The sequence below is a fragment of the Desulfosporosinus fructosivorans genome, assembly GCF_004766045.1.
In the GTDB taxonomy this organism is placed as follows: domain Bacteria; phylum Bacillota; class Desulfitobacteriia; order Desulfitobacteriales; family Desulfitobacteriaceae; genus Desulfosporosinus; species Desulfosporosinus fructosivorans.
Genome location: NZ_SPQQ01000009.1, coordinates 139,556 through 165,308 on the forward strand (window position 1 = coordinate 139,556; position 25,753 = coordinate 165,308).

23 protein-coding genes and 1 riboswitch are annotated in these 25,753 nt (G+C 41.9%); of the genes, 5 read left to right on the forward strand and 18 right to left on the reverse strand.

From position 1 onward, the window contains the following. Positions 1 to 35: 35 nt before the first annotated feature. On the reverse strand, positions 36 to 656 hold the full coding sequence (locus E4K67_RS21730) for a DUF4352 domain-containing protein (protein ID WP_135550569.1): 621 nt from the start codon (positions 654 to 656) through the stop codon (positions 36 to 38). Positions 657 to 1,158: 502 nt separating this feature from the next. Further along, complete coding sequence (locus E4K67_RS21735) at positions 1,159 to 2,106, reverse strand: metallophosphoesterase family protein (RefSeq protein ID WP_135550570.1); 948 nt, start codon at positions 2,104 to 2,106, stop codon at positions 1,159 to 1,161. 151 nt (positions 2,107 to 2,257) lie between these two features. Here E4K67_RS21735 and E4K67_RS21740 point away from each other — a divergent pair, with 151 nt between their 5' ends. Continuing rightward, positions 2,258 to 3,184, forward strand: coding sequence for an arginine deiminase family protein (locus E4K67_RS21740; RefSeq protein WP_135550572.1), 927 nt, complete (start codon positions 2,258 to 2,260; stop codon positions 3,182 to 3,184). A gap of 10 nt (positions 3,185 to 3,194) precedes the next feature. On the opposite strand, the gene E4K67_RS21745 is transcribed toward E4K67_RS21740, so the two are convergent. Both E4K67_RS21745 and E4K67_RS21750 read right to left on the reverse strand, forming a co-directional pair. Next, entirely contained in the window at positions 3,195 to 3,515 is a 321-nt protein-coding gene (locus E4K67_RS21745; protein WP_135550573.1) for a heavy metal-binding domain-containing protein, read from the reverse strand. Positions 3,516 to 3,681: 166 nt separating this feature from the next. Next, positions 3,682 to 3,861, reverse strand: coding sequence for a hypothetical protein (locus tag E4K67_RS21750; protein ID WP_135550575.1), 180 nt, complete (start codon positions 3,859 to 3,861; stop codon positions 3,682 to 3,684). Positions 3,862 to 4,037: 176 nt separating this feature from the next. Here E4K67_RS21750 and E4K67_RS21755 point away from each other — a divergent pair, with 176 nt between their 5' ends. Next, on the forward strand, positions 4,038 to 4,955 hold the full coding sequence (locus E4K67_RS21755; protein ID WP_135550576.1) for a DMT family transporter: 918 nt from the start codon (positions 4,038 to 4,040) through the stop codon (positions 4,953 to 4,955). On the opposite strand, the gene E4K67_RS21760 is transcribed toward E4K67_RS21755, so the two are convergent. Beyond that, a complete protein-coding gene (locus E4K67_RS21760; protein ID WP_135550578.1) occupies positions 4,952 to 5,191 on the reverse strand; it encodes a hypothetical protein in 240 nt (79 codons plus the stop codon). The two genes, E4K67_RS21755 and E4K67_RS21760, sit on opposite strands and share 4 nt — an antisense overlap. 44 nt (positions 5,192 to 5,235) lie before the next feature. On the opposite strand from E4K67_RS21760, the gene E4K67_RS21765 reads away from it, so the two are divergent. Beyond that, the gene (locus E4K67_RS21765) at positions 5,236 to 6,330 is read left to right on the forward strand and encodes a DmpA family aminopeptidase (protein ID WP_243454578.1); all 1,095 of its coding nucleotides are present in this window, start codon (positions 5,236 to 5,238) and stop codon (positions 6,328 to 6,330) included. Positions 6,331 to 6,474: 144 nt separating this feature from the next. Here the strand turns inward: E4K67_RS21765 and E4K67_RS21770 are convergent, their stop codons facing one another. Then, a complete protein-coding gene (locus E4K67_RS21770) occupies positions 6,475 to 6,729 on the reverse strand; it encodes a hypothetical protein (RefSeq protein WP_135550580.1) in 255 nt (84 codons plus the stop codon). A 218-nt stretch (positions 6,730 to 6,947) separates the two neighbouring features. Between E4K67_RS21770 and E4K67_RS21775 the strand changes: the two genes are divergently transcribed. Beyond that, positions 6,948 to 7,535, forward strand: coding sequence for a hypothetical protein (locus E4K67_RS21775; protein ID WP_135550582.1), 588 nt, complete (start codon positions 6,948 to 6,950; stop codon positions 7,533 to 7,535). Here the strand turns inward: E4K67_RS21775 and E4K67_RS21780 are convergent. From E4K67_RS21780 to E4K67_RS21815, 8 genes are all read right to left on the reverse strand, one after another. After that, entirely contained in the window at positions 7,518 to 7,697 is a 180-nt protein-coding gene (locus E4K67_RS21780; RefSeq protein ID WP_135550698.1) for a hypothetical protein, read from the reverse strand. The genes E4K67_RS21775 and E4K67_RS21780 overlap by 18 nt on opposite strands. Positions 7,698 to 7,780: 83 nt before the next feature. Further along, entirely contained in the window at positions 7,781 to 8,953 is a 1,173-nt protein-coding gene (locus tag E4K67_RS21785; protein ID WP_135550584.1) for a M20 metallopeptidase family protein, read from the reverse strand. 987 nt (positions 8,954 to 9,940) lie between these two features. Then, the gene (locus tag E4K67_RS21790) at positions 9,941 to 10,678 is read right to left on the reverse strand and encodes an SDR family NAD(P)-dependent oxidoreductase (RefSeq protein ID WP_135550586.1); all 738 of its coding nucleotides are present in this window, start codon (positions 10,676 to 10,678) and stop codon (positions 9,941 to 9,943) included. 327 nt (positions 10,679 to 11,005) lie between these two features. Further along, on the reverse strand, positions 11,006 to 11,632 hold the full coding sequence (gene thiE / locus E4K67_RS21795) for a thiamine phosphate synthase (protein ID WP_135550700.1): 627 nt from the start codon (positions 11,630 to 11,632) through the stop codon (positions 11,006 to 11,008). Continuing rightward, positions 11,625 to 12,437: a hydroxyethylthiazole kinase gene (gene thiM, locus E4K67_RS21800; RefSeq protein ID WP_135550588.1), complete on the reverse strand. Its 813-nt coding sequence runs from the start codon at positions 12,435 to 12,437 to the stop codon at positions 11,625 to 11,627. Before thiM ends, thiE begins: the two co-directional genes overlap by 8 nt. Further along, positions 12,413 to 13,633, reverse strand: coding sequence for a putative hydroxymethylpyrimidine transporter CytX (gene cytX, locus E4K67_RS21805; protein WP_135550590.1), 1,221 nt, complete (start codon positions 13,631 to 13,633; stop codon positions 12,413 to 12,415). Before cytX ends, thiM begins: the two co-directional genes overlap by 25 nt. Then, positions 13,630 to 14,433 carry a bifunctional hydroxymethylpyrimidine kinase/phosphomethylpyrimidine kinase gene (thiD, locus tag E4K67_RS21810; RefSeq protein WP_135550592.1) on the reverse strand — a complete coding sequence of 268 codons (804 nt, stop codon included), beginning with the start codon at positions 14,431 to 14,433 and terminating at the stop codon, positions 13,630 to 13,632. Before thiD ends, cytX begins: the two co-directional genes overlap by 4 nt. A 108-nt stretch (positions 14,434 to 14,541) precedes the next feature. After that, positions 14,542 to 14,654, reverse strand: a riboswitch (TPP riboswitch). Positions 14,655 to 14,869: 215 nt separating this feature from the next. Then, entirely contained in the window at positions 14,870 to 17,503 is a 2,634-nt protein-coding gene (locus E4K67_RS21815; protein WP_135550594.1) for an HD domain-containing phosphohydrolase, read from the reverse strand. A 321-nt stretch (positions 17,504 to 17,824) separates the two neighbouring features. Between E4K67_RS21815 and E4K67_RS21820 the strand changes: the two genes are divergently transcribed. Next, complete coding sequence (locus E4K67_RS21820; protein WP_135550596.1) at positions 17,825 to 19,150, forward strand: DNA recombination protein RmuC; 1,326 nt, start codon at positions 17,825 to 17,827, stop codon at positions 19,148 to 19,150. 199 nt (positions 19,151 to 19,349) lie between these two features. On the opposite strand, the gene cydC is transcribed toward E4K67_RS21820, so the two are convergent. From cydC to E4K67_RS21840, 4 genes are all read right to left on the reverse strand, one after another. Continuing rightward, positions 19,350 to 21,074: a thiol reductant ABC exporter subunit CydC gene (gene cydC / locus E4K67_RS21825; protein WP_135550598.1), complete on the reverse strand. Its 1,725-nt coding sequence runs from the start codon at positions 21,072 to 21,074 to the stop codon at positions 19,350 to 19,352. Beyond that, complete coding sequence (cydD, locus tag E4K67_RS21830; RefSeq protein WP_135550600.1) at positions 21,071 to 22,795, reverse strand: thiol reductant ABC exporter subunit CydD; 1,725 nt, start codon at positions 22,793 to 22,795, stop codon at positions 21,071 to 21,073. The genes cydC and cydD overlap by 4 nt, the downstream gene beginning before the upstream one ends. 301 nt (positions 22,796 to 23,096) lie before the next feature. Next, positions 23,097 to 24,101 (reverse strand): cytochrome d ubiquinol oxidase subunit II, encoded by a 1,005-nt coding sequence (gene cydB / locus E4K67_RS21835; RefSeq protein ID WP_135550602.1) that lies wholly within the window; start codon positions 24,099 to 24,101, stop codon positions 23,097 to 23,099. Further along, positions 24,092 to 25,480: a cytochrome ubiquinol oxidase subunit I gene (locus tag E4K67_RS21840; RefSeq protein WP_135550604.1), complete on the reverse strand. Its 1,389-nt coding sequence runs from the start codon at positions 25,478 to 25,480 to the stop codon at positions 24,092 to 24,094. Before E4K67_RS21840 ends, cydB begins: the two co-directional genes overlap by 10 nt. Positions 25,481 to 25,753 lie beyond the last annotated feature (273 nt).

Here is a 25,753-nt window from a genome sequence, read left to right on the forward strand (position 1 = left end):
TTATAGTCTATTCTCTATACCACCCTGGACAGGTATTAAATGGTTTCAAATAGCAAACAACTGATTGGGATGTCTACTATAGCGGTTTTAGAACTAAATGGATTCGGTAAAATCTTTAATTTAAAGGTTTGGTCTCCCTTTAAAACCTCATACCCCAACTCACCCGTCATCTTCCCTCCAGCTGTAATTGTCCCGTCCATAGCGCTTTTTACAGCTTGAGCTGCGTTCATGCTAAAGGCTTGGATTCGCCCATCCTTGTCATAAAGCTTAAATCCTATCATGCTCCTCACCTCTACATCTGCATTTCCATGATTTTCAATTGTTAAATCAATCAGGAGAAATGTTTTCCCAGATTTCGGAGGCTTAACACCATTTTCATATGAAGTCTTAACACTGTTTAGTTTGTATTGGAGATCTCCTATCTTAAAAGTTTCTCCTACAACATAGGCCTTATGTATCGTTTCAGTGGTTGATGTTGAGGTTTGCTTCATCTGAGATTGTGATGTATTAGGTTGAATATGAGTGTCTAGACCCCCACATCCAGATAGGATAAGTACCATACCTATTGATAATAGTAGGAGAATCAAACCATAATGATTGAGGAAACGAAACCGATTATGACTTTTTGACATTTGTGCCGTATCAAGTTTGCACATGTTTCTAATTCTCCTCCTTCTATTTGCAAATTGATAAATCTAAAAACTTCAAATATTCTTATATATGAAGAGTAGCACGTAGATAAGCACGTTGTCTATAGGCCACATATATGGCACTATATATTATATCTATGGTAAATTTCAAAAAAGTTAAATTATTATCGATAGGGCCTTGAATATTGGTCTAGAATCACTCACTAGTTAATTTTCCTTAATATATTTCTTTAAACAGTCGACCATAGCAACATTGCGTTACGTTACATTTCTTATCAAATCATCTAGTTGTTGTCATTTTTCATGGTAAACCATTGTTGAACGCTCTATTTTATGACTATCAAGCAATTAACTGGCTCAGATACAGAAAATACTATTATCGGAAATTCTTATTATGGTATCTTAGGCATCTTTAAAGACATTCATTGAAAAAAACAGACTAAGCTCCAAAGAGTCTTATCTCTTCGGGGGCTTTAGTCTGTCTTTTTAATAGATATTCTTATACTACTCAGTATCCAGGAATAGGTATTATTGTGCTAAAGATCCAAGATCTCTCCTTCAGATCTCTTCCCTTGATCACCACTATATTTCCATTGACTTCAATATATAAACCTTTAATCAAAGCTTCTCTTGTCCTATTTTGACCTTGAGCGTGTTGAACAATAGTATAGTGTACCGCTCCGGTATGGACTTTTGTATACGGTTGATGTAAGACAACACTCTTCTCTGTTAAATCGGCATGTGTGTGTGAATTAAAGAGTATGATCTCCGGATACTGGGATAGTATTTTCCTAATCTCTTCACTTTGATCCGAACCAACCCAGCCGCTACTAGGGTTACTGTTTAAAGGTTGATGGAGAAAAACAAACATTGGTTTACCTAAAGTGTAGTTTTCAGCCAGTTTGTCTTTTAACCATTCTTTTTGTGCCTCCGATATAAAAGCTCTGATCGAATCAAGGGTTAAAGAATTACCATCTTCTGATCCAAGGGAGATGAAATGATATCCATTAATCCACGTATCATGATACACTTTCTCTTTTTCTGCGAATTCAAGGTAACGATTAATAAATAATTTCACATCCTCTGGACCATTAATTTCTATATTATAATTAAAAAACTCATGATTTCCAATGTTTTTAATAATTATTTTAGGCAGCAACAATCTATTTATATACAGAGTTTTCTTAATCGCATCATATTGTCGCTTAATGCCTTGATCCACAATATCCCCATTGAGGATGAGAGCGTTCATTGCTGGATTGATACTATAAAGATCTCTGATTGCCTGCTTTAAGCTATTATTATTGCTATGGATATCTCCTAATACAGCAAAAGAGAGGTCAGAATAAGGCACCTGTGAAAGAGGAACAGCGCTTTCTGGTATAGTGAGTTGATGATCAAATAGTAATAATCCTGATACAATAACAGCAAAAAGCAAGAGTCTTATTTTCTTCATATCCCCTATACCTTTCTTAAATCCCTAATCTAGCCCGATATGTAGTTCATTGCACCACAATTAATTCACCCGTTCAATGCCCGAAAAAGCGAGTATCTAATAAGAGCTAAATGTAAACAATAGTGGTACATAACGGATAGGATGTTGAAAAATGAACGAGACAAGAGCAATGTTTGGGACTGAGAAGCTAGCACGTTTAAAGAAAGTATTACTTCATAACCCCATAGAATCACTCTCTAGCATCACTAAATCAAATTATAAGTATCACTTATTTAACAATGTTCCCAAGGTTGATCTGTACTTAAGGGAGCATGAACAATATGCTCAATTGTTAAAGGCATATAATGTAGCGGTACTACAAGTTAGAGACTTTGTGCACCAAACAAAGGACTTGTTAGTTAAACTTCCAAATTTAGCTTATCTACACGATACAGCTGTAGTCACAAGCCACGGCGCTATTTTATCGGAAATGTGTCCTGGTACTAGGGCCGGTGAGGAACAAGTAGTCAAGGAGGTTCTTACGAATCTTGGCATACCAATATTCCATGAATTTGAAACCTATGAACAATTTGAAGGGTGCTTAATTTTGTCTCCTAATACATTAATAATCGTGGATACTGAACGGCATAGACCTAGTACGATCGAACGATTCTTTACTAAAGCCTTAGATATTTTTGAGGAAGTGATTTATATTAGTGCGCCGCAGGCTCGAAGGTTCATGCATGCAGATATGATTTTCAACAGGATCAGTGAGGATTTAGCTCTGTATTTTCCTCCTGCATTCCTCCGAACCTACCTAATCAGTAAAGAGAGGAGAATTGAAATTGATCTAAAGTCATACTTAGGAAAAAGAAATATCGAACTTATAGATATCAATGATGAAGAGCAGCAAAATTGGGGGTGTAGTTTTGTTCCATTAGAACCTAAAATCTTCATTCATTACGATATAGCCCTTAATGCTCAGACAAAAAAGAGGTTGAAACTACGGGGCGTACAAATCATTGAATTTCATCCTGAAGCACTATTAGCTGGAGGTGGGAGCCTTCGCTGCTTAACATTAAGACTTTGGCGTGCCTAAGTAGGCGTATCTACTCTACTCGGACTGCTGTTCCTGAAGCACTTACCATTAACATACTGCCGCTTTGTCCGACCACTTCATAATCCAAATCAATACCGACCACAGCATTAGCGCCTAACCGGGCTGCACGTTCCTCTAATTCACGCAAAGCAATTTGGCGCGCTTCTTGTAATTTTTCTTCATAAGCCCCTGAGCGACCACCTATGACATCGGTAATGCTGGCAAATAGGTCACGCATGATATTGGCGCCCATAATAGCTTCTCCAGTAATAACGCCTAAATAAGAAGTGATTTTACGGCCTTCTATAGAAGGTGTGGTTGTCAAAATCATAATCCTGTACCTCCCTGTTTTAATGGAATACCTCTCTACGATTATAAATGATATTCCATGTATTAACAATAATGCGTTTGTCGATTAAAAATAGACTGTTAAAAACTAAAGTTTGTTAACTATATGTTAGCAAACTTTAGTTTAGATTCAGTACCTCTATTAATTCCTAGTGTACGAGAAATGGTCTGACATCCTCAAGCGCCTTTTCTAACCCTTCAATAGCCTGGTCACTCATTTTTCCGGAATTTCGCATCCTTTGAAGTAGCTCTTCAGGGGTAATACCCTGATTCTTCATAGTTGAGATGATATCCTTCTCATCCTTAGATAAATCTTTCCATTCTCGCAAAGCCAAACACCTCCGTTATACTTAAAACAGTTACCTGTTTAGAATATAGCTTTTGAATTGTGGCGTTTTTCTATGCATTTAGATTAAGCTTACCCCTTTTATATCTTCAAATCATTTTGTATAATGGCTATGGTTGAGATTTAGAGATTTAGACATTGACTAAAAGGGAGCTCTTCATGCAACAGTCACATCATCAAAGTACCCACTTCAAAGCTTATTTTCTTTTAATCATTTCCGCTCTTATTTATGGTGGGAATGTAATTGCCGGACGATTAATTGCGGGACATGTGCCTCCTCTTACTTTATCCGCGATACGAGTGCTTTTGGCCCTTGTTATTCTTTTGCCACTGGCCTGGCCCCAGATTAAAAACGCTCCTAAACCCAATAAGCTAGAGTTACTACAGCTAATCATCATAAGTGTCTTAGGAATTACAATTCCCTATGTTTCACTGCTCTTGGGATTACAGCATACTACAGGGACGAATGCCTCTGTTATTTTTGCGACGCTACCGGCTGTTACAAATACACTATTATTTCTTTTCTTTAAACAGAAACCTTCTACGTATCAAACTCTAGGTATGATTACTTCATTTTTGGGGCTATTAATCGTCTTTACTCAAGGCTCACTCCTTCATTTGCTTACATTTAATTTAGGAATCGGCGAATCCTACTTATTCTTGAATGTTCTTTCCATAGGATTTTTCAATCTTTTGGGACAGAAAATCATGAAAAAATTCTCTTCCCTTGTCACATGTGTTTATGCCCTCATTTTTGCTGCATTTATGCTCATTCCAATGGGTGCTTGGCAACTCAGGTCAACTGAATGGCACGTTTCAACCTCCGAATGGCTTATTATATTATACATGGGCTTCCTCGCAGCTGGCGTAGCATTTTTTCTCAATCTTTACGGCATTAATAAAATTGGTAGTGGCAAGGCATGCGTTTTTAACAATATGCAACATGTGTTTACTTTAAGTGTCACAATTCTCAAAGAGTCCTTGGCCCTCTATCATTGGATCGGCTTTGTCTTAGTCATATTCGGTGTGGTCCTTTCCTTATCAAAATCCGCTCAGAAAGTGAACTCTTACAACTAAAGTTGAACATCAAGACTTCGGTGATGAAACTGTCGGGTACGATACTCTCCGGTGGAGAGTATCGCCGAAGCCGCTATCCCTAAATGAATAGCTATCGGCGTATAATTCATATCGCCTACCCAAAAGGAACACTTAGCTGAACCACTCCCACTTGGAGAAGTGGGAGTCTCACGATTGGATGAACTCAAAGAAAGCACGTCAAGAGAGACAGTTGATCCCTCGTAGAATAAAGACAAAAACTACCCCATAGTATACTATGGGGTAATTTTTGTGGGGGGGGGTGGTTCGAATTAGGGCTAGAGACTTTGGCTTGGACTTTGGTATGCTGCCTACTGGAAAATTCAATGCTATTACCGATGTGCCTGGGCTCACCGTAGGTCAAGTCAGTCTGATCCGCAAGCAGGGTAGACTAATCCCAGGCCAGGGACCCGTACGCACCGGAGTCACCGCAATCCTGCCACATGGCGGTAATCTTTACTCCCAAAAATGTCCCGCGGCAGTGTTCCCGTTCAACGGTTACGGCAAATCCATCGGTATGATGTATATAGAAGAACTGGGAATTTGTGAAAACCCGATTCTGATTACCAATTCACTAAGCATTGGGGCAGTTCTAGAGGGCGGAAATGACTGGGTGCTCAAACATAACCCTGGGGTTGGTATCTCAGAACGGACACCTAATATTACGGTCTTTGAATGTGACGATGGATATCTAAATGATACCAGAGGCAGGCATGTACAAAAAGAGCATGCTTGGCAAGCCATCGCCACAGCCACTGGCGGGCAGGTTCTGGAGGGCAACGTTGGAGCCGGAGTAGGGATGAGCGCTTTTGCCTATAAATCTGGAGTAGGTACCTGTTCCCGCATTGTAAAAAACAACTTCGGTACTTGGACCTTGGGAGTGTTAATGGTTTGTAATTTTGGACAGCGAAAAGATTTAACAATTAAGGGCATCCCCTTTGGTCGCATGTTTCCAGTTCACGAAGCTCCGTCGAACCGCAACTCGAATATTACGATTATTGCTACCGATGCTCCCTTGACCTACCCCCAGTTAAAGCGTCTAGCTAAAAGACCCTCGTTGGGATTAAGCAGAGTAGGTAGTATCAGTCGCTGGGGGAGCGGGGATATTGATATGGTCATATCCAACTACCCATGGATATATCCCCATGCCCAGCCTCCAATCATAGACAGTGCAAAGTTTCTCGATCCCTTCATAGAGGCAGTGGTTGATGCCTCCGAGGAGGCTTGTCTTAACGCTTTGTTCCAGGCGGAGACCATGGTTGGGGTAGACAATCATATCCGTGAGAAACTGCCCGTAGAACAGATTATTGCTTATCTGAGAAGCACAAACCGTCTATGGCCTTTTGGAAAGAATTAATCACCCTGTACTCTATTTACAGTTAAAACAACCTTCCCATGGTATAAAGATCATAAGTTGTAAAAAAGTCCATCGCCGATTTGCACCGGTCGATGGACTTAACACTGACAGCAGATTCAACACAAGAATCATGTTTTTCAAATGCTATTTAAATTCATCGGGTTTTCTAACCTGAATCGTCTCGTCAATCACTTGGGCTTGCAAATCAATAATTTCTCCATGGGCATATGGCCTAGTTTTGAATTCCCTAGATCTCTTTTTCATAACGAAATAACGGTAAATTCCTAATAAGCTCACCAAAGCTGCTACTACTACAATGAACCCAAAGGAAAATATTACAGTTGCGACAATGATTAATAGAATAATTATGGATCCTAAAATTTGATAAAGTTTCTGCATCTATAATCCCCCCTTATATTATTATACCAGAACCTTTCCCCAAGTAAAATATGATCAAACGTTATGAAGATTAGAGTCAACCTAAATTTAGGAAAAGAGTGTCGAAATCGACTATATATAAAGATTGCTCAAACGGTTAATAAATACTATAATTACAGAGCCCCCTAACCCCCCTACTGTATAAAGATTGACGAAAATCTATAGAATGGAGATTTATAATGAAAAAAAATTGGATTCAATATTCATACCTATTCACTATCTTATTTTTTGTCTTGGGCTTTTTTAATATTGTCTTTGCCTGGATCGGTTTTTTCTGTCTCATCCTGCCCTTTGTTTTCGTGATTAAGGATAATAAAAAAACCTGGTGCCAAAGCTACTGTCCCCGATCAAATCTCTTTAACCGACTGTTTGCTGTGATTGGCAACAAGCGCACTGCTCCAAAGTGGTTGCTAAACGGTAAAGGAAAGCGAATTATGCTAACGTACTTTGCGATTAATTTCTTTATGATTTGTCTTACTACATTAATGGTATTTCTCGATAAAAGAGACCCTCTAGAAAAAGTGAGATTCTTAATGGCATTTCAACTTCCTTGGACAATGCCTAACCTTCTAGATATTGGGGCCATGCCTGATTGGGTAGTACATTTAGGATTTAGAGTTTATTCTATGATGCTTACAACTACGATCATTGGCCTTTTGGTTGGTTACCTATACCGAGCCAGAACTTGGTGCGCAATATGTCCGATGGGTACTTTGTCCAGTCTGGCTTTGAGAAAAACGGATGCTAAATTAAAAGTCTTCCATTAATAGCTTGAAAGTACATTTAGTCTCACAAGACGAAGTTGATGCTGCGCAATCAAAGCCTACAATCTCCCCTTCTCGAGCACTGTCGACTCTTCTACGGAATATCTTTATCTTAACGATCTTGCTAACCGTCGAACACGTTTCTTGTCTTTCTTCAACCACCATTTCATCCAACGATCTTCCCCCAACTCTCAAGAATTCGCCTTAATAATACCCCATAATCGTGTCAATTAGACAACTATTTCTGTTCACACAAGCAGCTTTAGCGCGGCTTGAATAAAGATTTTCATGCCATTCTGTAGGGCGTCTTCATCTATCATAAAGCATGGGTGATGATGCGGATAAATATATCCTTTCTCCTGGTTCCCTCCGCCTATGAAGAAAAACGCACCCTTGGCTTTTTGCAAATAAGCCGAAAAATCTTCCGCGCCCATACTGGGACGAACAAACTCTATCGCCTCATTGCCCATAACTTCACGCACTGTCTCTTCTAGAATTCGAACGACACTCTCATCATTCAGCACCTGTCTGTAGCCTTTAATAACTTTCAAATCATAATCTGCCCCGTGAGCGGACGTAATCCCTTGGACTATTCGCTCAAGTAAGAGTGGAACCTCTTCGCGTAGCTTGGGATTCAAAGTACGGATTGTGCCGTCTATTTGTACTTTATTCGGGATAATGTTATTAGATGTGCCACCCACAAACCGACAAACAGAGACTACTACTTGATCCAAAGGATCAATATTTCTCGCAACGATATGTTGCAAGTTAACTACCACTTCTGCCCCAATTACAATTGCATCAATTGTTTGATGGGGCATCGCTCCGTGTCCACCTTTTCCCTTAATCGTGAGGTAAAACGAATCTGGCGAAGCCATCATTGGACCATAAGTAAGACCTATTTTACCAATTTCTAAAGGCGTCCAGACATGTCCACCGATGATGTAGTCTACCCCATCCATCACCCCAGCTTCAACAAGCTCTTCTGCCCCTCCAGGGGGAAACAATTCCTCTGCATGTTGAAAGATGAAGCGCAGTTCCCCCGTAAGATCTTCTTGCATCCCACAAAAAACCTTTGCTACTCCCAATAGCATAGCGGTATGAGCATCGTGCCCACAGGCATGCATCACCCCTGGGTTTTGGGAAGCGAAGTTAACTGTAGTTTCCTCTTGAACTGGCAGAGCATCCATATCAGCCCTAATGGCAACCACCTTACCTGGTTTTTTCCCAACCAGTTGGGCCATTACGCTTGTCTTCGTAGGACGAGTAACCTCTAAATTTCCACAGGTCAGGAGTGTATTATAAATAAACTGGGAGGTATCTCCCTCGTGATACGATAATTCAGGATTTTGGTGCAGGTGACGTCTCCAAGAAATTACTTGATCCTTTATTGAAGCTACCAAGAAATTAACGTTGATCATGATTGCAGGACTCCTTTTTAGCCAATCGCGAGACTCCCACTACTACAAGTGGGTGCGGTACCTTGTACTCCGCTTCGTTGGGTTAGACACCGAAGTCTCGACATTCAGCTTTAGTTGAGTTCACTAGGTTTTACTATTATGAAGGAATTGTCTTTGCTTTAATACTAATGGAAATGTCAACAAAAGAAAAGGCCACTCAAATAAGTGGCCTTAAAATCTAAATGAATCCCGCAAAGTTCCTCAAGAATTAATGGATACACGGTTCTAGATTAATCTTAAACCAAACATTACCGAAGAGTCATTTACCGAGTAAAAAAGGGTAGTAGCTAATGCACCTTACATCTAAGCCAACAAAACTAGTCAAAATCACACGTTCTGAGAAACTAACCAGTAAGGGAGTAAATACTTTGACCTCCTAGACTAAGATAATAAACCATCAAAAGCAACTTCAGGTAAGGAAACTAATCTGGACAAATCCTCCACTAGTTCTCTATGACAACCAACTGGGGTCAATCTGAAAACAGCCTACTCATCTTAAGAGAAGGGTTAGGGTGCTAATCACCTGAATTCTGAACTCAATTTCCCAGCTTAATAAAACGGCAACCGCTAAGGAAGACTTAACTCAGACAACTGATTGGGAGGAACTTTGCGGGAAAACTTTCTTTCTAAACGACAAAAACCACCCTCTAGGTGGTTCCAATTCTTCGAAATTCAGCATTGGCTCAACTGATTGCAATGCATAAACCTTCGAATCAATCGAAACTTTACCTAGCACGCGACCAACAAGTTCTTGAAACTGAATCTTTTGTGATTAAGTGAATCTATCTTTATTATACCTAATATTTACTCTTTGTCAAGTGCTCTGGTGATGTCACCTTGAATAAGAGCAAAAGGATACATGCCCTCTTGTGATCACCGGAACGGAGCTCGAATTAATTAATCCGATGCCATGTGCGCCACCGGATTAATTCTACAATTCTGCGTGGATTAAATGAAGTTACCTCCGTCGACCACAATTATTTGTCCAGTTACAAACCCTGCATGAGCGATTAAAGAAAAGGCTACTTCTGCAACATCTTCAGGTTCTGCAACTCGTCCAAGCGGAGTATCCGCAGCTAGCCGTGCGATATGCTCTTCCTTCCCTTCCACCCAACGAGTTTGCACAATTCCAGGTGCAACCGCGTTAACCCTTACCTCCGGAGCCAGAGCACGGGCTAACGATTTTGTCACACTTATTCCTGCTGCTTTTGAAGCAGCATAAGCGATAGAGCTTCCCAACCCAGTTAACCCGGCGATTGATGCGATGTTAACAATGCACCCCCGACTTTTCTTCAATTCGGATGCAACAGCCCGGCAACAAAAGAACATGCCCTTAACATTGACTCCCAGAATATCGTCCCAATACTCCTCTTTCATTCCCTCTAGATCGACATGCTCTACGAAATGAGTCATTCCAGCATTATTAACTAAGATATCAAGCTGCCCATAGTCAGCCACCACTTGACTAACCATAGACCTTACCTGGGCATCTTTGGATACGTCTGCTTTATAAGTCAAACAACGAACTCCTAAATCCTTAATTTCTTGACAAGTCTTCAAGGCATCTTCTTCTGAACGAGAAAAGTTAAGAGCGATATGTACACCCGATCGAGCTAATAATAAGGCGATTGCCCGACCTATCCCGGTCCCGCCCCCTGTGATCAATGCGATTTTACCTTGCAACAATATAATTCCTCCTTGAATTCTTTTAACTCGCTTTTAGCCAATCGTGAGACTCCACTCTACAAGTGGGAGTGGTTTCCCGTACTCCGCTTCTACGTGGGTAGCGTCCTCTTTCGCGCGGTGTTCCTTTGGAAATCGGCGGTTCGGCAAAGCATCCACCGGAAACTTTCGTCACCGAAGTCTCGATGTTCCATTTTAGTTGAACAAGTTCACTCTTCTAGTATAACTCACCCTAGAAACTGCGACAAGAAAGGCACCACAATAAGTAGCCACAATCTAAGTAAATGTGGCTACTTATTAGTTAGGGGCTACAATAATATCTAACACTGTTTATTTTCTTAAGATTTCTCGTAACATTTTTGTGGACTTCAGAATATTTTCCTGAGCCAAAATGGCAGATACGACGGAAACTCCGTCAACGCCAGTTTCCATAACTTGCTGCAGGTTCGTCCTATTAATTCCGCCGATCGCTACAACAGGAATGGATACCGATCTTTTAATGAGTGCTAATTGATCGAGACTGACCTCCGGAGCATCGGATTTAGTTGTTGTTCTAAAAACAGCTCCAACCCCTAAATAATCCGCGCCTTGTTGTTGGGCTAATAGGGCTTCCTCCAAAGTACTAGCTGAGACTCCAATAATTTTATTAGGAAACAGTTCCCTTGCTTTCAGCATGGGGAGATCATCTTGCCCGACATGTAGTCCGTCGGCATCGGCCGCCAGTACAATGTCTAAGCGGTCATTAATAATCAAGGGAATATGATAATGAGAGGTTATCTCTTTTACTCTTATAGCTAACTGTAAGAATTTCAAGGTAGATAAAGATTTTTCTCGAAGTTGAACTAAGGTTACCCCGCCCTGAATTGCTAGTTCTATACAGTCCTCTAAAACCCGCTCTCCGAGTAGTTCTCGATCCGTTACCAAATAGAGAGTATAATCCACCTTGGCTTCACTCATAACTAATCTTTCCATCTCTCGCTAGAATCTCCGGGGTCAAATTGTAAATACTATCCAACAACCTGGCTCTAAACGTTCCAATCCCTTCTCCATGGCGTAGCGTAGCCTGAGCAATTTCTCCCGCCATGCCCATACTTATGATTCCAGCAATTGATGCGGTAAAGTAATCTTTCGTTACGCCACAAAAGGTTCCCACCAGGGAAGTCGTCATGCACCCTGTACCCGTAACGTCTGCTAAAATCCGGTGTCCATTATCGAGTAGACAGACTTGACGTCCATCTGATACGACGTCCGTTTTTCCTGTAATGGCTATGACGCAACTTAACTCAGAGGCAAATCGTTTGGCAATGAATGAGCTTCCTTGTTCGTCAGCAATCGAGTCCACTCCCTTGATCGCTACATTTTGGCCGGCCAGAACCATAATTTCGGACATATTACCTCGAACTACCTCAGGTTTTAACTCCCTAATTAATTTTTCGGCAGTATTGGTTCGCAGCTTTGTTGCTCCTACCCCTACTGGATCTAGAATCACAGGGATCCCCAACTCTTTCGCTCGCAATCCTGCGACCAGCATGCTTTCGATGGTTCGGGAATTGAGAGTACCAATATTAAGGACGAGGGCAGATGCAAAACCAACCATTTCCGCTACCTCTTCTAGATCATCCGCCATGACAGGTGAGCCTCCAAGGGCTAGGACAATATTTGCACAATCATTAACTGTAACATAGTTGGTGATATGGTGAATCAAGGGACTTTTTTCTTTGACAGCACTTAGGTTTGCTAAAATTTTCTCACGTATTTCCATTTGACAGTCACCCTCCAAGTTATTAAATGTATTATGCTAATTATTAGCATAACCGGAATGGTAGCGCCCAGAACAAAATTTAAATCGATAAACTGGTAATATAAGAATGTTCCTAATGCACAGAGGGCAAGTGTTCCCCAGTTTACCAAGAGGTCTGCCTGTATCTTTTTATTATTTAATAGGAAATAATCTGTCAACAGGATGGCAAACAGAGGTGCAAAAACTGAACCAATTAGATAGAGAAAGCTCTCGTATTCTTCAATATTTACGAGGATTGCAAGTCCTGTTCCTATTGCTGTCATTACTATGGCAACTATTTTTTCGTTTAATTTTGGGAAGATATTTAATAAGGTTACACCAGCTGAATTAGCATCGAGAAAGGTCGTTGTTACTGTGGCCAAGACGATAATTCCTAGTGCTACAATACCAAGATTTGCAGCCAGCAACATTGCTGAGGGGTCAGGATTCGAAGCAATGATCGCCGCACCCAAGCCAATAATGTACATCCAACTGCTACCGAAGAAGTAGCCCAGCCAGCTGCCCCCAGCCCCACCTCGCTTCGTCTTAGCAAATCGGGTATAGTCAGAAATCAAAGGTAACCAAGATAAGGGCATGACCACTGCTAACTCTAAACCTAAGCCGAACGACATATCTCCGGTACCTAATTTACTGAACAACTCGTGGTTGCGGAAAATGATAACACTTAAGACAATCGTCAATAAGAACAATAAGATGACGGCAATGTGGTTGGCCTTTTTCCATCCGCTATCTTTTCCCAGCCAAACCCAAACCATAATGAGGGCTCCTATGATTAGGCTCCAAACCGTCAGATGATCAAAGGACCACAGTGTTTTAGTAATTTCATTAACCGAGCGTGCACCTACTATGATCATCACTGCAGTCCAACCCAGTAGCTGCAAAACATTTAAGACGGAAAATACATAAGAACCGTATACACCGAAAGAGATTCTCGTGGACACCAGGGCAGGTATCCTCTCCGTGGTTCCGATCACTCCTCCCAACACCAGTAGAGTTGTCCCCACTAAGTGTCCCAGAAGGATCGCTAAAAGCCCCATCTTAAAGCCTAGGGGGGCCAGTAGTCCGCCGGCTAAAATCTCTGCCACGGATATCGCTGCGCCAAACCAAAGGGTTGTATAGTTAAACATGCTTAAGTTATTCTTTGAAGATATGCTCACTTAATTAATCCCGCCTTCTTGTATAGAGTATAAAAGTGATGAGTTGGTCCGACGCCTTTACCGATTGATAAAGAATGCTCGATGGCAATTGTAATGTACTCTTTGGCTCGTACGACGGCTTGATGAAGTGTGTATCCTAGAGCTAGATTAGCAGTGATTGCAGACGATAAAGTACAACCCGTCCCGTGTGTGTTCTTAGTTGCAATCCGGGGTGAAGAATAATAACTAAATTCCTGTCCATCATAGAGGATGTCCGTCGCTTCATTCTCTAGGTGACCACCCTTGAGAAATACATTCTTTGCTCCCATTTGATAAATCGCCTTAGCGGAGTCTTCCATTTGCTTGAGTGTGTTAATAGACATATTGGTCATAACCTCTGCCTCAGGAATATTAGGGGTAACGATCATAGCCAGGGGCAGCAAATCCTTAATCAGAGTTGCTTCAGCCTCTGGGTTTAGCAGATGATATCCGCTCTTCGATACCATCACGGGGTCAAGTACGACAGTTTCGGGTGAATAGTGTCTCAATTTTTCTGCGATCACCTCAATGGTTTGAACTTGGGAAACCATTCCGATTTTTAATCCGTCGACCTCAATATCGTCGAAAATTGCCTCGATTTGTTTGGCTATGACATCTCTGGATATATCCTCTACGGCAAATACTCCTTGGGTATTTTGAGCGGTGACTGCTGTAATCACGCTCATTCCATAGACTCCGTGAGCCGAAAAAGTTTTCAAATCGGCTTGAATCCCAGCTCCACCACTACAGTCAGAACCAGCTATGGTAAGTACCTTTTTCATGGTGACCTCCTATAAATTTGATGCAACAATTGTGTCTTCCCATATGTAGAGAAAAGTTCTAAAAAGAGCATAAACCCTCAGAATAGGGTTTATGCTCTTTAACTTCATAAAAGAGTAAAACTGCTTACCTACGCTGGCATTATCCAGATCAGGTTAAAAGGGTCTTAGACCTCATAGGGTCTAAATCTCAGCCAGCCTTTCCAGCTCCCCTGCCCGTGACGATATATGATTTATTATAAATCTAACATGGGAAATCGATTAAGTCAATGCTATTAGCACCTGAGAGCAATGAGCTCATTGACATGCGAATTGGTGTAGGGAAACTGCCGACTTTAAATATTCTTCTGCTACTAAAAGCAAAATAACCTGCATCAAGTCCGAAGAACACCCTACCGAGTGTCTATTTCTATTATTTTACCTCAGCCAGAAAGCAGTTTCAATGAATCGACAATTGATCGGAATTATTAACTTCTATAAATATAGGGACTAGCTTCGGGTCAAATTGGCTACCACTATTTTTGTTCAATTCGGCGAAGGCTTGTTTTGGGCTCATGGCTTTCCGATAAGGACGATCGCTTGTCATAGCATCATATGCATCAGCAATTGCTAAAATACGGCACTCCAAAGGAATGCTTTCTTCCTTAAGTCCTTGGGGATACCCTTCACCGTTCCACCACTCATGGTGTTTTAATATGTAATCGGCAATACTCTGTAGGTCAGGAGCGGATTTAGCAATTCGATGGCCGATCTCACAATGTCGCTTCATCTCCTTGAATTCCTTATCTGTTAGACGTCCCGGTTTGAAGAGTATGCGATCTGGTATTCCTACTTTGCCGATGTCATGAAATTGTGCGAAAAGGCGTAGATTGGCAAGGACTGGATCCGCAAGGCCAAGGACAACTCCAAGTGAAATCACTAAGTCTTGTAATCGTTCTGCATGCCCTTCTGTGATAAAATCTCTGGCCTCAAGTGCTTTCATAAGAGACTTCACGATAGCACTACGACTGCTTTTACTGCGATGCAGTTTTTCTTGGTACATGTTATTATCCGCTTCTTTAAACACATTACGAATATTGTCTTTTCTTTTCCCGCTCACAGCAAATCCCACAGATAAGCTAAGGGGAAACTCCTCATTTTCTAGGTTGTACCTCTCAACAGCCTTCCGAACTCTATGACTGGCATGATTTACTAACGACAATTCACTTTTTGGCAAAATAATTGCAAACTCATCACCACCAATCCTACACACCTTGTCCTCTTCACGAAAACACTTTTTGATAATACCCGCCGTTATTGTAATTAATTCATCTCCGGTGCTGTGTCCAAGAATATCGTTAACTAGTTTTAATCCATCTACGTCACATACAATCATTCCAACTGGAGCGTAAACATCCTCATCAAAAAGACGCAACTCTTCTTCAAAATAGGTCCGGTTGTAAAGGCCGGTTAAGGAGTCATGGAAACTCATATGCTTGAGTCTTTCTTGAAATTGTTTGCGCTCTGTAATATCTTCTCCAATACTGGCAACCCCAGAGACATTATCCTCAGAATCGAATAGGAGGGTATGGTTCCAATTAACAAATCGTATTTCTCCGTTTTTAGTTCGTATGGGAGTGTCTAAATCATAAATAATAATTGTTTTGTTGCTTAATGACTCTCTAAACCAATTGGTTACATTTTCTTTTATATCATCCGGAATAAAAATCTCAACATAGCTTTGGCCTAACACTTCCTCCTTTTTGTATCCAGTTAATTCCAATGCAAAGTCATTAATAAAAATTAGGCGACCATCCCTATCAATAATCTCAGTAATGAGTTGAACATTTTCAAGCAATGATCGGAATCGGCGCTCGGATTCCCTTAGTAATTTTTCTTGTGATTGAAGTTTTTCGTAGTTGCCCCTCAATTCTTCCTCGGATGCTCCAAGTTCTTCGTAACTTCTCTCCAAATCAACTTGAATCATAGCTCTCTCAAAAATCTCGTCCTTAAGGTTCCCTTTCGAGCTTTCCAGTTCTTCAAAGGTTTCCTGAAGAGCAGCCACCATCTTCCGAAAGTTAGTTGCTAGAGATTTCACTTCAATTACCGGGCTATTAAGTTGATAATCATCCACTTTCTTTTGTAAATTGTCATTAAGTTCTGTGACAAATTTTTCAAGATCAGTAAGAGGGCTGACTAGCCATCGACTCAAGAAATAGGCCAAAATAGAGCCAAAGAATACGGTCGTCACTATAAAAGAGATCGGCAGGTAACGAAGTTGATTGGCAACATATGCCACGGGCACAGTTACTCCCATCGACCATTCGACACCTGGCACAGGAACATACGCTATATATTCATTTTTACCTTGAAAAGAATACTTAGTAAACCCAGTTTCCCCTTGAATCATTTTTTGGACAGCGTCTCTAAAATTCGGTGAGCCATTATCATCTTTAAGTAGATTGTACGTCATGATTAATTTTTGATCCGGATGAGTAATAATCAGACCATCTTGTTGAACAATAAAAGCGTTGCCAATCTCTCCGACCTTTTTCGACGTTACAATCTTGACAAGTTCTTCCAGGTTAATATTGCCACCTATCAGTCCGATAACCTTATTATCTTTCATAATCGGAGCCGCAGCTACAATAACTTGGTTGCCACCTCTCCCTGATATCAAGGGGTCTGAAATCACTGACATGCCCGTAGCCATGACCGTCTTGAAGTAATCGAGGTTAGCAACGCTACCAATCTGTCCAGAATCTGTAAAAGCATCCCCCAAGTTGTCCGCTATAAAAAATTGCTCAAAGTCTTTATTACGCCTAGTTTCTTTGCTCAAATACAAAATGATGGCGTTCTTATCCCCACTTTCAACAAGTGGGGTACTGGCCCTGACCTCCATTTCCTTTTTATGAGCTAATAGCCACAAGCCGACTTCAGCACTCGAAGATAAGGTCAGCGAGGATATCTGTTTTTCTAAGTTAGTATTTAAAACATCTCTCGTTTTAATATAGGCAATAAAGGATAAACCTCCTAAACCGAAGATTAACGCTGCAATAATTAGACTAGTGAGATTTATCTTAAATTTTTTCATATTATCCTCCAATATTTAATCAAATGCGAGTTGCGATTCCAGAAAAACCTCTCATACTAAACTCTACATTAAGTTCTCTTTTAATTCCAAAAATACCTCCATAAATTTCTTATTACAACATAATATTTATATACTAGCCAATGTTCGACAATATGTAGAGGAGTGTTCATCCAGTTTATAGGATAATACTCTTCGAGTATAAACTTTAAGGTCTAATTAATAACAGAAATAACGGAAAGATTTAATTCCAAAACACAAGTTTGTCTCCCCAGTGTGATAAAGTGTTAACGAATAACACACTTCATAGCAGGAGGCATTTTTATGACAGCACAGTTACTGATCGGATTAATCATTCTTGTCCTCATTGTCCTCATTTTACTTATTATCTTATTGACCCGCTCGTCACAAGCACCGTTTATTCAGTTCGAGAGTAAGTTCGTTTCTTTAGAGAAAAATCTTGAACGCAATGAACGACTTGTCAACGGCGAAATCTCTAAGAATCGAGAGGAATCTAATTCGAACGCTCGTCAAGTTCGCGAAGAGCTTAATCAATCTGTCCATTCCTTTAACGAATCCATTCTCGCACGTATGGCGGAAATTGCCAACCTACAACGAAATCAATTAGACATTTTCGCAACCCAATTGGGCTCTCTTACCAAAACGAATGATCAAAAATTAGAACAGTTACGCAAAACAGTGGAAGAACGACTTCTCCTCATTCAACAAGATAATGGGAAGAAACTCGATCAAATGCGGGCAACCGTAGACGAAAAGCTCAGCGCAACTCTTGAGCAACGCTTAGGCGAATCCTTTAAGTTAGTAAGTGAACGCTTAGAGGCTGTGCACAAAGGGCTTGGAGAAATGCAAACCCTAGCTTCCGGTGTTGGTGACTTAAAAAAAGTTCTCACCAATGTTAAAACCCGAGGGATTTGGGGAGAAATTCAACTGGGAAATTTACTAGAACAAATCTTAACCCCAGAACAATATGCCACGAATGTCGTAACCAAAGCTGGGAGCAACGACCGAGTAGAATTTGCCATTAAACTCCCAGCACGGGACGGTCAGGACAGTATCATTTGGCTCCCAATTGATGCTAAATTCCCGATGGAAGATTATGAACGCCTAATTGAAGCCCAGGATCAGGCCAACCTCCCACGCATTGAAGAACTTGGTAAATCCCTGGAAAATTGCATCAAACTAGAGGCTAAAACCATTCGAGACAAATATATCGATCCCCCAAATACTACGGATTTTGGTATTCTTTTCTTACCAGTTGAAGGATTGTATGCGGAGGTATTACGGCGCCCCGGCCTTTGCGAAATCCTCCAACGAGAGTACAAAGTTGTCATTACCGGTCCGACCACTCTTGCAGCTCTTCTTAACAGCCTTCAAATGGGGTTCAGAACCCTAGCTATAGAAAAGCGTTCTAGCGAAGTATGGACCTTACTTAGTGCCGTAAAAACAGAATTTGGCAAGTTTGTGGAGGTCCTAGAGAAAACGCAGAAAAAACTTCAAGAAGCCAGTAACACCATCGAAACTGCAACTAGGAAGTCTCGAACTATAGCACGTAAGCTAAAAAATGTTCAGACCCTACCGGCTCATGAAGCCGAATCCCTCCTGGAGTCAGGGACGGAGAACGAAGACTAGCGTGAGCTCAAACTAAATTAAGTGGCTGAAAATCATTCCGTAAATAGAAAGATTTCAGCCACTTTTTTGATACGATCGTGAGAGTCCCCGTTCTAAACAAATGGGAGTTCCCTGTTCGCTCTGAGGTCTTGATATTTAACTAGTTAAACGAGTTCACTAATATCAGGTGGGCACAGGCGCCTTCCAGAGTAGGAGTTAATCAAATACCCGCTCCGGTTACCCACATCTTATGATAGAGCCCTTCTTGTCGAAGCAATTCCTCGTGATTTCCCCGTTCAACGATCTGCCCATGGTCGAGTACAAGAATTTCATCCATTTTCTCTAAGCCGATCAAGCGATGCGTTATAACTAGGGTGGTACGCCCTTCCATCAGTTGGTAGACTTCATCCATGACCGCCCGCTCGGTCAAAGGATCAAGCCCCGCCATGGCTTCATCAAGTATTAAGATCGGCGCATTTTTTAAAAGGACTCGGGCAATTGCCAAACGCTGCCTCTGTCCCCCCGATAGCTGAAATCCACCTTCTCCGACATAACTATCATAACCTTGGGGCAACGTCAGGATGAAATCATGGAGCTTAGCCTGCTGAGACGCTTGAATTAATTCTTCCTCCGTACCCTCTGGTTTTGCTAAAAGGAGATTTTCTCGAATGGTTGCGTTAAAGAGATGTGTTCGTTGAGTTAGAACTCCAATAAAGCACCGAACATCCTCCTGGGTATATTCGCGTAACGAATGCCCACCCAAGTCAATCCGTCCCTCGTCATATTCCCAAAAGCGCAGAAGAAGATTGACCACGCTGGTTTTACCAGCCCCACTCGGACCGACGATCGCCACCTTACCTTGCTTTGGAATCCGAAATGACAGATGATTTAGAGCCCAAGGTTCGTCTCGTTCATACCTAAAGCACAGATCAGTAAAGACTAGATCTAGTCCATCCGGTTTGGGAGACAATGTCTCATTGTTTTTTACAGCGGGTTCAGCCTCGATCAACTCCAGCAAACGATCCGCAGCCGCACGGTTTTTTTCCAGATGGTGGGGGACAAGAGCTAAGGGAAACAGCGCTTCAAAGCTGCTGAACGTCCCCAAAGCTAACATTCCTAAGTTTACCCCACTCAATTTCCCATTTTCCACGAGCATTATTCCAAGTACGAGAACAAGCCATAGTCCAAGATTGGCAATCAACCCCATCAGAGCGGAAGAGAGCCCAGAAAGCCGAGCGATTCGTCGTTGTTGACCCAGCAATTCCTTATCTGTTCGCTGAATTTCATCTAAATATGCTTGAACTCGACCATAGGCCACTAATTCCGTAATCCCCAAGAGGGTATCGGCAACCTGTGTATTCAACTCGGCTTTTAAGTCGACCAACTGGCGCCCAACCCCACGACTCAGACCTTTTATAGCCCAGGGTATCCCGAGCCCACCAACTAAAAAACAAACGGCAAGAATAACGGAAAACCGTGTATCATAACGAGCTAAAAAAAGACCATATCCTAAGAGGACCAATAAAGCGACGAATGGCGGCGCGAAAACTCGCAAGAAAAGATTTTGTTGAATTTCTACATCTGCCACAATCCGGCTCAGCAAATCCCCACTTCGGAAGTTTAGCAACCGAGCTGGGGCTAGCGGTTCTATTCCTTGATAAAACTTAACGCGAATTTGGCTTAATACTCGAAACGTCACGTCATGGGACACATAGCGCTCTAAGTAGCGAAAGACCGCTCGGGAAATTCCAAAAAAGCGAACACCGACGATAGTTACCATTAAATCGAGTACTGGCGGATGAAGGGCAGCTCGCGCCAAGAGATAAGCCGACGTCACCATTAAGCCAATGTGACTCGTTATTGTAAGCGCACTCAATATCAAAGCCAGAATAATATGTCGCCAATAAGGTAACATCAAGCGGGTTAACCATGTCATGCTCTTCATAAAGAGTCACCTCGATATTCTGTCACTAATCGGTAATAAAGCCCCTGCTCTTTCATCAGTTCCTCATGCTTTCCCTGTTCAATGATTTGCCCCTGCTCTAGCACGAGGATGCGATCCGCTTGACGAACCGTACTCAATCGATGAGCGATGATTAAGGCAGTCTTTCCCTTCATGAGTCGTTTCAGGGCCAGTTGAACAATATTTTCACTCTCCAGATCCAAGCCAGACGTCGCCTCATCCATAATAAGCAAGGGGGCATCCTTTAGGAAAGCCCTGGCGATCGCAATCCTTTGAGCCTGTCCGCCGCTTAAGCGTGTTCCTCCTTCTCCGAGGATCGTGTCATACCCGTCTGGTAAATTTATAACAAATTCATCGGCGAAAGCCTCATGGGCTGCACTCTTGACCTCTTCCATCGTAGCGGAAGGTCGACCGAATTGTATATTTTCCGCAATGCTCCCTACAAAAAGATAAGGGGTCTGAGGAACATAGGCAATCTGTTTCCGCCAATTCTCTTGCGAAATCGCCTTAAGTAAGCCTTGGTTGATGAATATCTCCCCCTCGGAAGGCTCGATAAAACGAAGAAGAAGCTCAGCAATTGAAGTTTTACCCGCTCCACTTGGGCCTACAAGAGCAATTTTATCGCCAGATTTTAGGGATAAGTTAATTCCGTTTAAAGCCGGCGGCTCTCCCCCTTGATAATTCAAGCTGACGTTTTGAAAGGAAATACAATAATCAGAGGCTAACACCTGATCGTCTTCCCCATCACTCACCAAAGGCTGATCCAAAATCTCAAAGATCCTCTCTGCCGAATTTACGCCTGACATCCCTGCGTGGAAATTCAGACCAAGGGTTCTTAAGGGAGTGTAAAATTCGGGGGCAAGAAGCAAGAGAAACAACCCAGAAGAGAAAGAGAGAGTTCCATAGACTAACCTCAACCCGATGGTTACTGCTATTAAGGCTGTACTAATCGTAGCTAAAAATTCTAACACTAGTGCCGATAAAAAAGCAATCCTCAAAACACCTAGCGTGGCTTTACGAAACGAATCACTGACTCTCGCAATCACTCGTGTTTGGTCTTTAGCCCGGCCAAATACTTTAAGCGTTGTCATCCCCTGCAAAACATCTAAGAAATGGGCACTCATCCAGCTCAGACTTTGAAACTGATGAAGGGATTTTTTCTCAGCTAACTTTCCAATCAAAATCATAAAGACGGGAATGAGTGGCCCTGTCAGGAGAAGAATGATCCCTGATTTCCAATCTAAAGGGAAAACAAATCCTAGAACGATAAGAGGTATTCCTACTGCAAGAAGCAATTGGGGCAGGTATTTGGAAAAGTATTCCTCGAGTGATTCAATCCCATCCACCACCGTTGTGATTAACTCTCCAGTCCTTTCCCCCCGCGCATACACCGGCCCTAATGATAGAATATGGCTCATTAAACGCTTGCGCAGACTCAACTTTATGCGGGAGGCTGCTTCGTGAGCGCTAATTTCACTTACCCATTGAAAAATTGCCCTTAGCATAATGATCACAAGAATTATAATTAAAGATTCCCAGACTGAACTAAGGGTAGCTCCTTCTAGGAAGACCCCCGCAATGACACGAGATAAATACCAAGCTTGGGCGACAGCCAGTAAAGCGATGCCAATGCCCATCCCGACCGTGAGCAACAGATATCCCCAAACGGGCCTCCCCTCTCGAACTAACCGCTTATCGAACAAATATGTCATCTCCTAGGTCATCAGTTTATTAGCACATTTGTGCAAGTTTGGGGACGGTCCTCTACTTGCCTTCTGTGATCACCCACATTTGAGTCGGTAGGGGGACTCTTGTGGGCTTTTTGCGTATGACGCTAAAGCGCGTATTAGACTATCCCGATACCTAGCTATCAATTGAAGTGCTCAAACTCCAACCGTCCTGTTTAGGTCATAAACTAATCCCACTTCGTCCATAAACGCAAAAAAATAAGCGAAAATAAAGGAGCAAGACGTATCTTGCCCCCTTATTCTAAAAGGATACCACTTAATAGTGAAGGTCTTTTGCTGTAACACGTTTACGAAAGACCCAATAGGTCCAGCCCTGGTACAAAAGAACAATTGGTACCATAGTGAGAGCGATGATTGTCATAATCTTTAGAGTGTATGGGCTGGATGAAGCATTCCAGATGGTTAGACTCCACTCTGGATTCAGGCTGGAAACCATGACTCGTGGAAAGAGTCCCCAGAACAAAGCGACTGTGAACAGGAGGAGGGTGACACCATTCGCGATAAAAGCCCAGCCTGCTTTATGAGAACGTATCAAAATACAGGCAACTACAAGGGTTACCCCTGATAGCAGCAAAGTAATACCTGCCCCAAGATTATCAAAGAGATCCGTTTGGAAATAAGTCAATCCCGCCATCAATAGCACTACAGGAATAGCCACTAGACCGATGAACTGGGCAACTTTCGAGGCCCGCGCAGCAATTTCGCCAGTGGTTTTCAGGCTGAGGAACAAGGCACCGTGAAACATAAAAACGAAGAGTGTGGTTAGGCCGCCAACAATAGCGTAAGGATTAAGCAGGGTAAAAAAGGTTCCAACGTATTGCATTTTGGCGTCAATAGGAACACCTTTTACTATATTCGTCATAGCGACTCCCCATAGGATAGCGGACAGGATGCTACCAGTGAAGATCATCCAATCAAAAGTTGCTCGCCATTGTGGGCTGTTGTCACTGCTACGAAATTCAAAGGCAACGCCACGGATAATTATAGCGAATAATATTAGAAACAAGGCGAGATAGAAGCCACTAAACAATGTCGCGTACCAATTAGGAAAAGCCGCAAACATGGCTCCACCGGCTGTAATCAACCAAACCTCATTCCCATCCCAGTGAGGTCCGATAGTGTTGATTATCACACGACGTTCAATATCGTTTTTCCCTAAAAAGGGAAGCAGAATACCTACTCCAAAATCAAATCCTTCTAGAAAAAAGAATCCGATAAACAAAACTGTGATGAGTATGAACCAGAGGATATTTAAGTCCATAACGACGCCCCCTTTATTCCACTTTTCGGCGCTTCATCCACGCTAACCTCTTCCGGACCCTGTTTAATGAACTTCAGCAAGAGGTAAACGTCCACTACCGCCAAAACTCCATAAATCAGAGTAAAGCCGACAAAGGTGATCAGTATGGATAGTGCGGAAACTGAGGTGGATAGACCTGCCTCTACTTTTTGTATGCCATAAACAATCCAAGGCATCCGTCCGACTTCAGCCATATACCAACCCACAGTATTCGCGATATAGGGTACGGGAATCGTCCATAGTACCAATTTTAAAAACCAAGGTTTTTGTTCTAAGCGATTCGTCTTATAGAAGTAAAGTCCGACGATTGGAATCAAGATTAGCCACATTCCAGCCCCCAACATAATCCGAAAACTCCAAAATAATGAGGTTACCTGTGGTACATAGTTACCTGGCCCATATTGCTCGACTGCCGCAGCCTGAAGTTCATGAATTCCTTTAACTTCCCCTGTAAAACGATTGAAGGAAAGGAAGCTTAACAGGCCAGGAATTTTAATCTCAAAGTTATTTTTCTGTCCCGTTTCATCAATAGAAGCAATTAACGATAACCCAGCTGGATTTTCCGTTTCCCAATGAGCTTCAGCGGCAGCCATCTTCATGGGCTGTGCTTCAACCAGATGCATTGCTTGTAAGTGCCCTACTCCTGCAACTCCCAAGGCACTGATTAACCCGAAAATGACTGCCATGTAAAACGATCGACGAAAAACGTCCAGATGGTTCCTTTTAAGTAAATGGTAAGCACTAATTCCCATGACAAAGAACGCAGCCGTTACAAATCCACTGAGAACGGTATGCGGATATTGATAGAAAACATGAGGATTAGTAATTAAGGCCAGAAAATCGACCATCTCCGCTCGGCCATTACGCAAAACATATCCGACCGGTTCTTGCATAAACGAGTTAGCAATCAAAATCCAAAGTGCCGAAAGATTTGAGGCGATTGCTACAAGCCAAATAGTCATTAGATGAACTTTCTTAGAAAGTTTATCCCACCCAAAAATCCATAAACCTAAAAATGTAGACTCTAAAAAGAAGGCTAATAAGGCCTCAATTGCCAAGGGTGCTCCAAAGATATCCCCGACAAACCTAGAGTATTCAGACCAGTTCATTCCGAATTGAAATTCTTGGACAATACCAGTCACTACCCCCATGGCAAAGTTAATTAGGAATAATTTCCCCCAAAACTTAGTCATTTTTTTGTAAGTTTCATTTCCCGTCCGTACATACCAAGTCTCCATCATCGCAACTAAAACTGATAGCCCCAGTGTTAATGGCACGAACAAGAAATGATAAGATGTGATCACTGCAAATTGTAATCTGGATAAGATAAGTTCAGTCATGTAATATTCATTCCCCTCTCTTTCCTCTCTCTAAAGTACGGATATCAATATAATAGGATTATTTCTTATTTGTTATTATACTAATTATTAATTGAATAGTCAATATAAAAAGATGATTAATATAACTGTTATAGCCTTTTAGCGGTCCCCATTATTTTTTACGGTAAATATTATACGCCCCAGCAAATAATACTTCGCTAGGGCATATGAATAGACCAGTCTGAAGACAAATTTAAATGAAGACGCAATATCAGTGACTGCTTCGGTATGGGA

Coding starts and splice junctions, on each gene's coding strand:
- E4K67_RS21730 (WP_135550569.1), bottom strand. CDS start 656: ATGTGCAAACTTGATACGGCACAAATGTCAAAAAGTCATAATCGGTTT.
- E4K67_RS21735 (WP_135550570.1), bottom strand. CDS start 2,106: ATGAAGAAAATAAGACTCTTGCTTTTTGCTGTTATTGTATCAGGATTA.
- E4K67_RS21740 (WP_135550572.1), top strand. CDS start 2,258: ATGAACGAGACAAGAGCAATGTTTGGGACTGAGAAGCTAGCACGTTTA.
- E4K67_RS21745 (WP_135550573.1), bottom strand. CDS start 3,515: ATGATTTTGACAACCACACCTTCTATAGAAGGCCGTAAAATCACTTCT.
- E4K67_RS21755 (WP_135550576.1), top strand. CDS start 4,038: ATGCAACAGTCACATCATCAAAGTACCCACTTCAAAGCTTATTTTCTT.
- E4K67_RS21770 (WP_135550580.1), bottom strand. CDS start 6,729: ATGCAGAAACTTTATCAAATTTTAGGATCCATAATTATTCTATTAATC.
- E4K67_RS21775 (WP_135550582.1), top strand. CDS start 6,948: ATGAAAAAAAATTGGATTCAATATTCATACCTATTCACTATCTTATTT.
- E4K67_RS21780 (WP_135550698.1), bottom strand. CDS start 7,697: ATGGTGGTTGAAGAAAGACAAGAAACGTGTTCGACGGTTAGCAAGATC.
- E4K67_RS21785 (WP_135550584.1), bottom strand. CDS start 8,953: ATGATCAACGTTAATTTCTTGGTAGCTTCAATAAAGGATCAAGTAATT.
- thiE (WP_135550700.1), bottom strand. CDS start 11,632: ATGAGTGAAGCCAAGGTGGATTATACTCTCTATTTGGTAACGGATCGA.
- thiM (WP_135550588.1), bottom strand. CDS start 12,437: ATGGAAATACGTGAGAAAATTTTAGCAAACCTAAGTGCTGTCAAAGAA.
- thiD (WP_135550592.1), bottom strand. CDS start 14,433: ATGAAAAAGGTACTTACCATAGCTGGTTCTGACTGTAGTGGTGGAGCT.
- E4K67_RS21815 (WP_135550594.1), bottom strand. CDS start 17,503: ATGAAAAAATTTAAGATAAATCTCACTAGTCTAATTATTGCAGCGTTA.
- E4K67_RS21820 (WP_135550596.1), top strand. CDS start 17,825: ATGACAGCACAGTTACTGATCGGATTAATCATTCTTGTCCTCATTGTC.
- cydC (WP_135550598.1), bottom strand. CDS start 21,074: ATGAAGAGCATGACATGGTTAACCCGCTTGATGTTACCTTATTGGCGA.
- cydB (WP_135550602.1), bottom strand. CDS start 24,101: ATGGACTTAAATATCCTCTGGTTCATACTCATCACAGTTTTGTTTATC.
- E4K67_RS21840 (WP_135550604.1), bottom strand. CDS start 25,480: ATGACTGAACTTATCTTATCCAGATTACAATTTGCAGTGATCACATCT.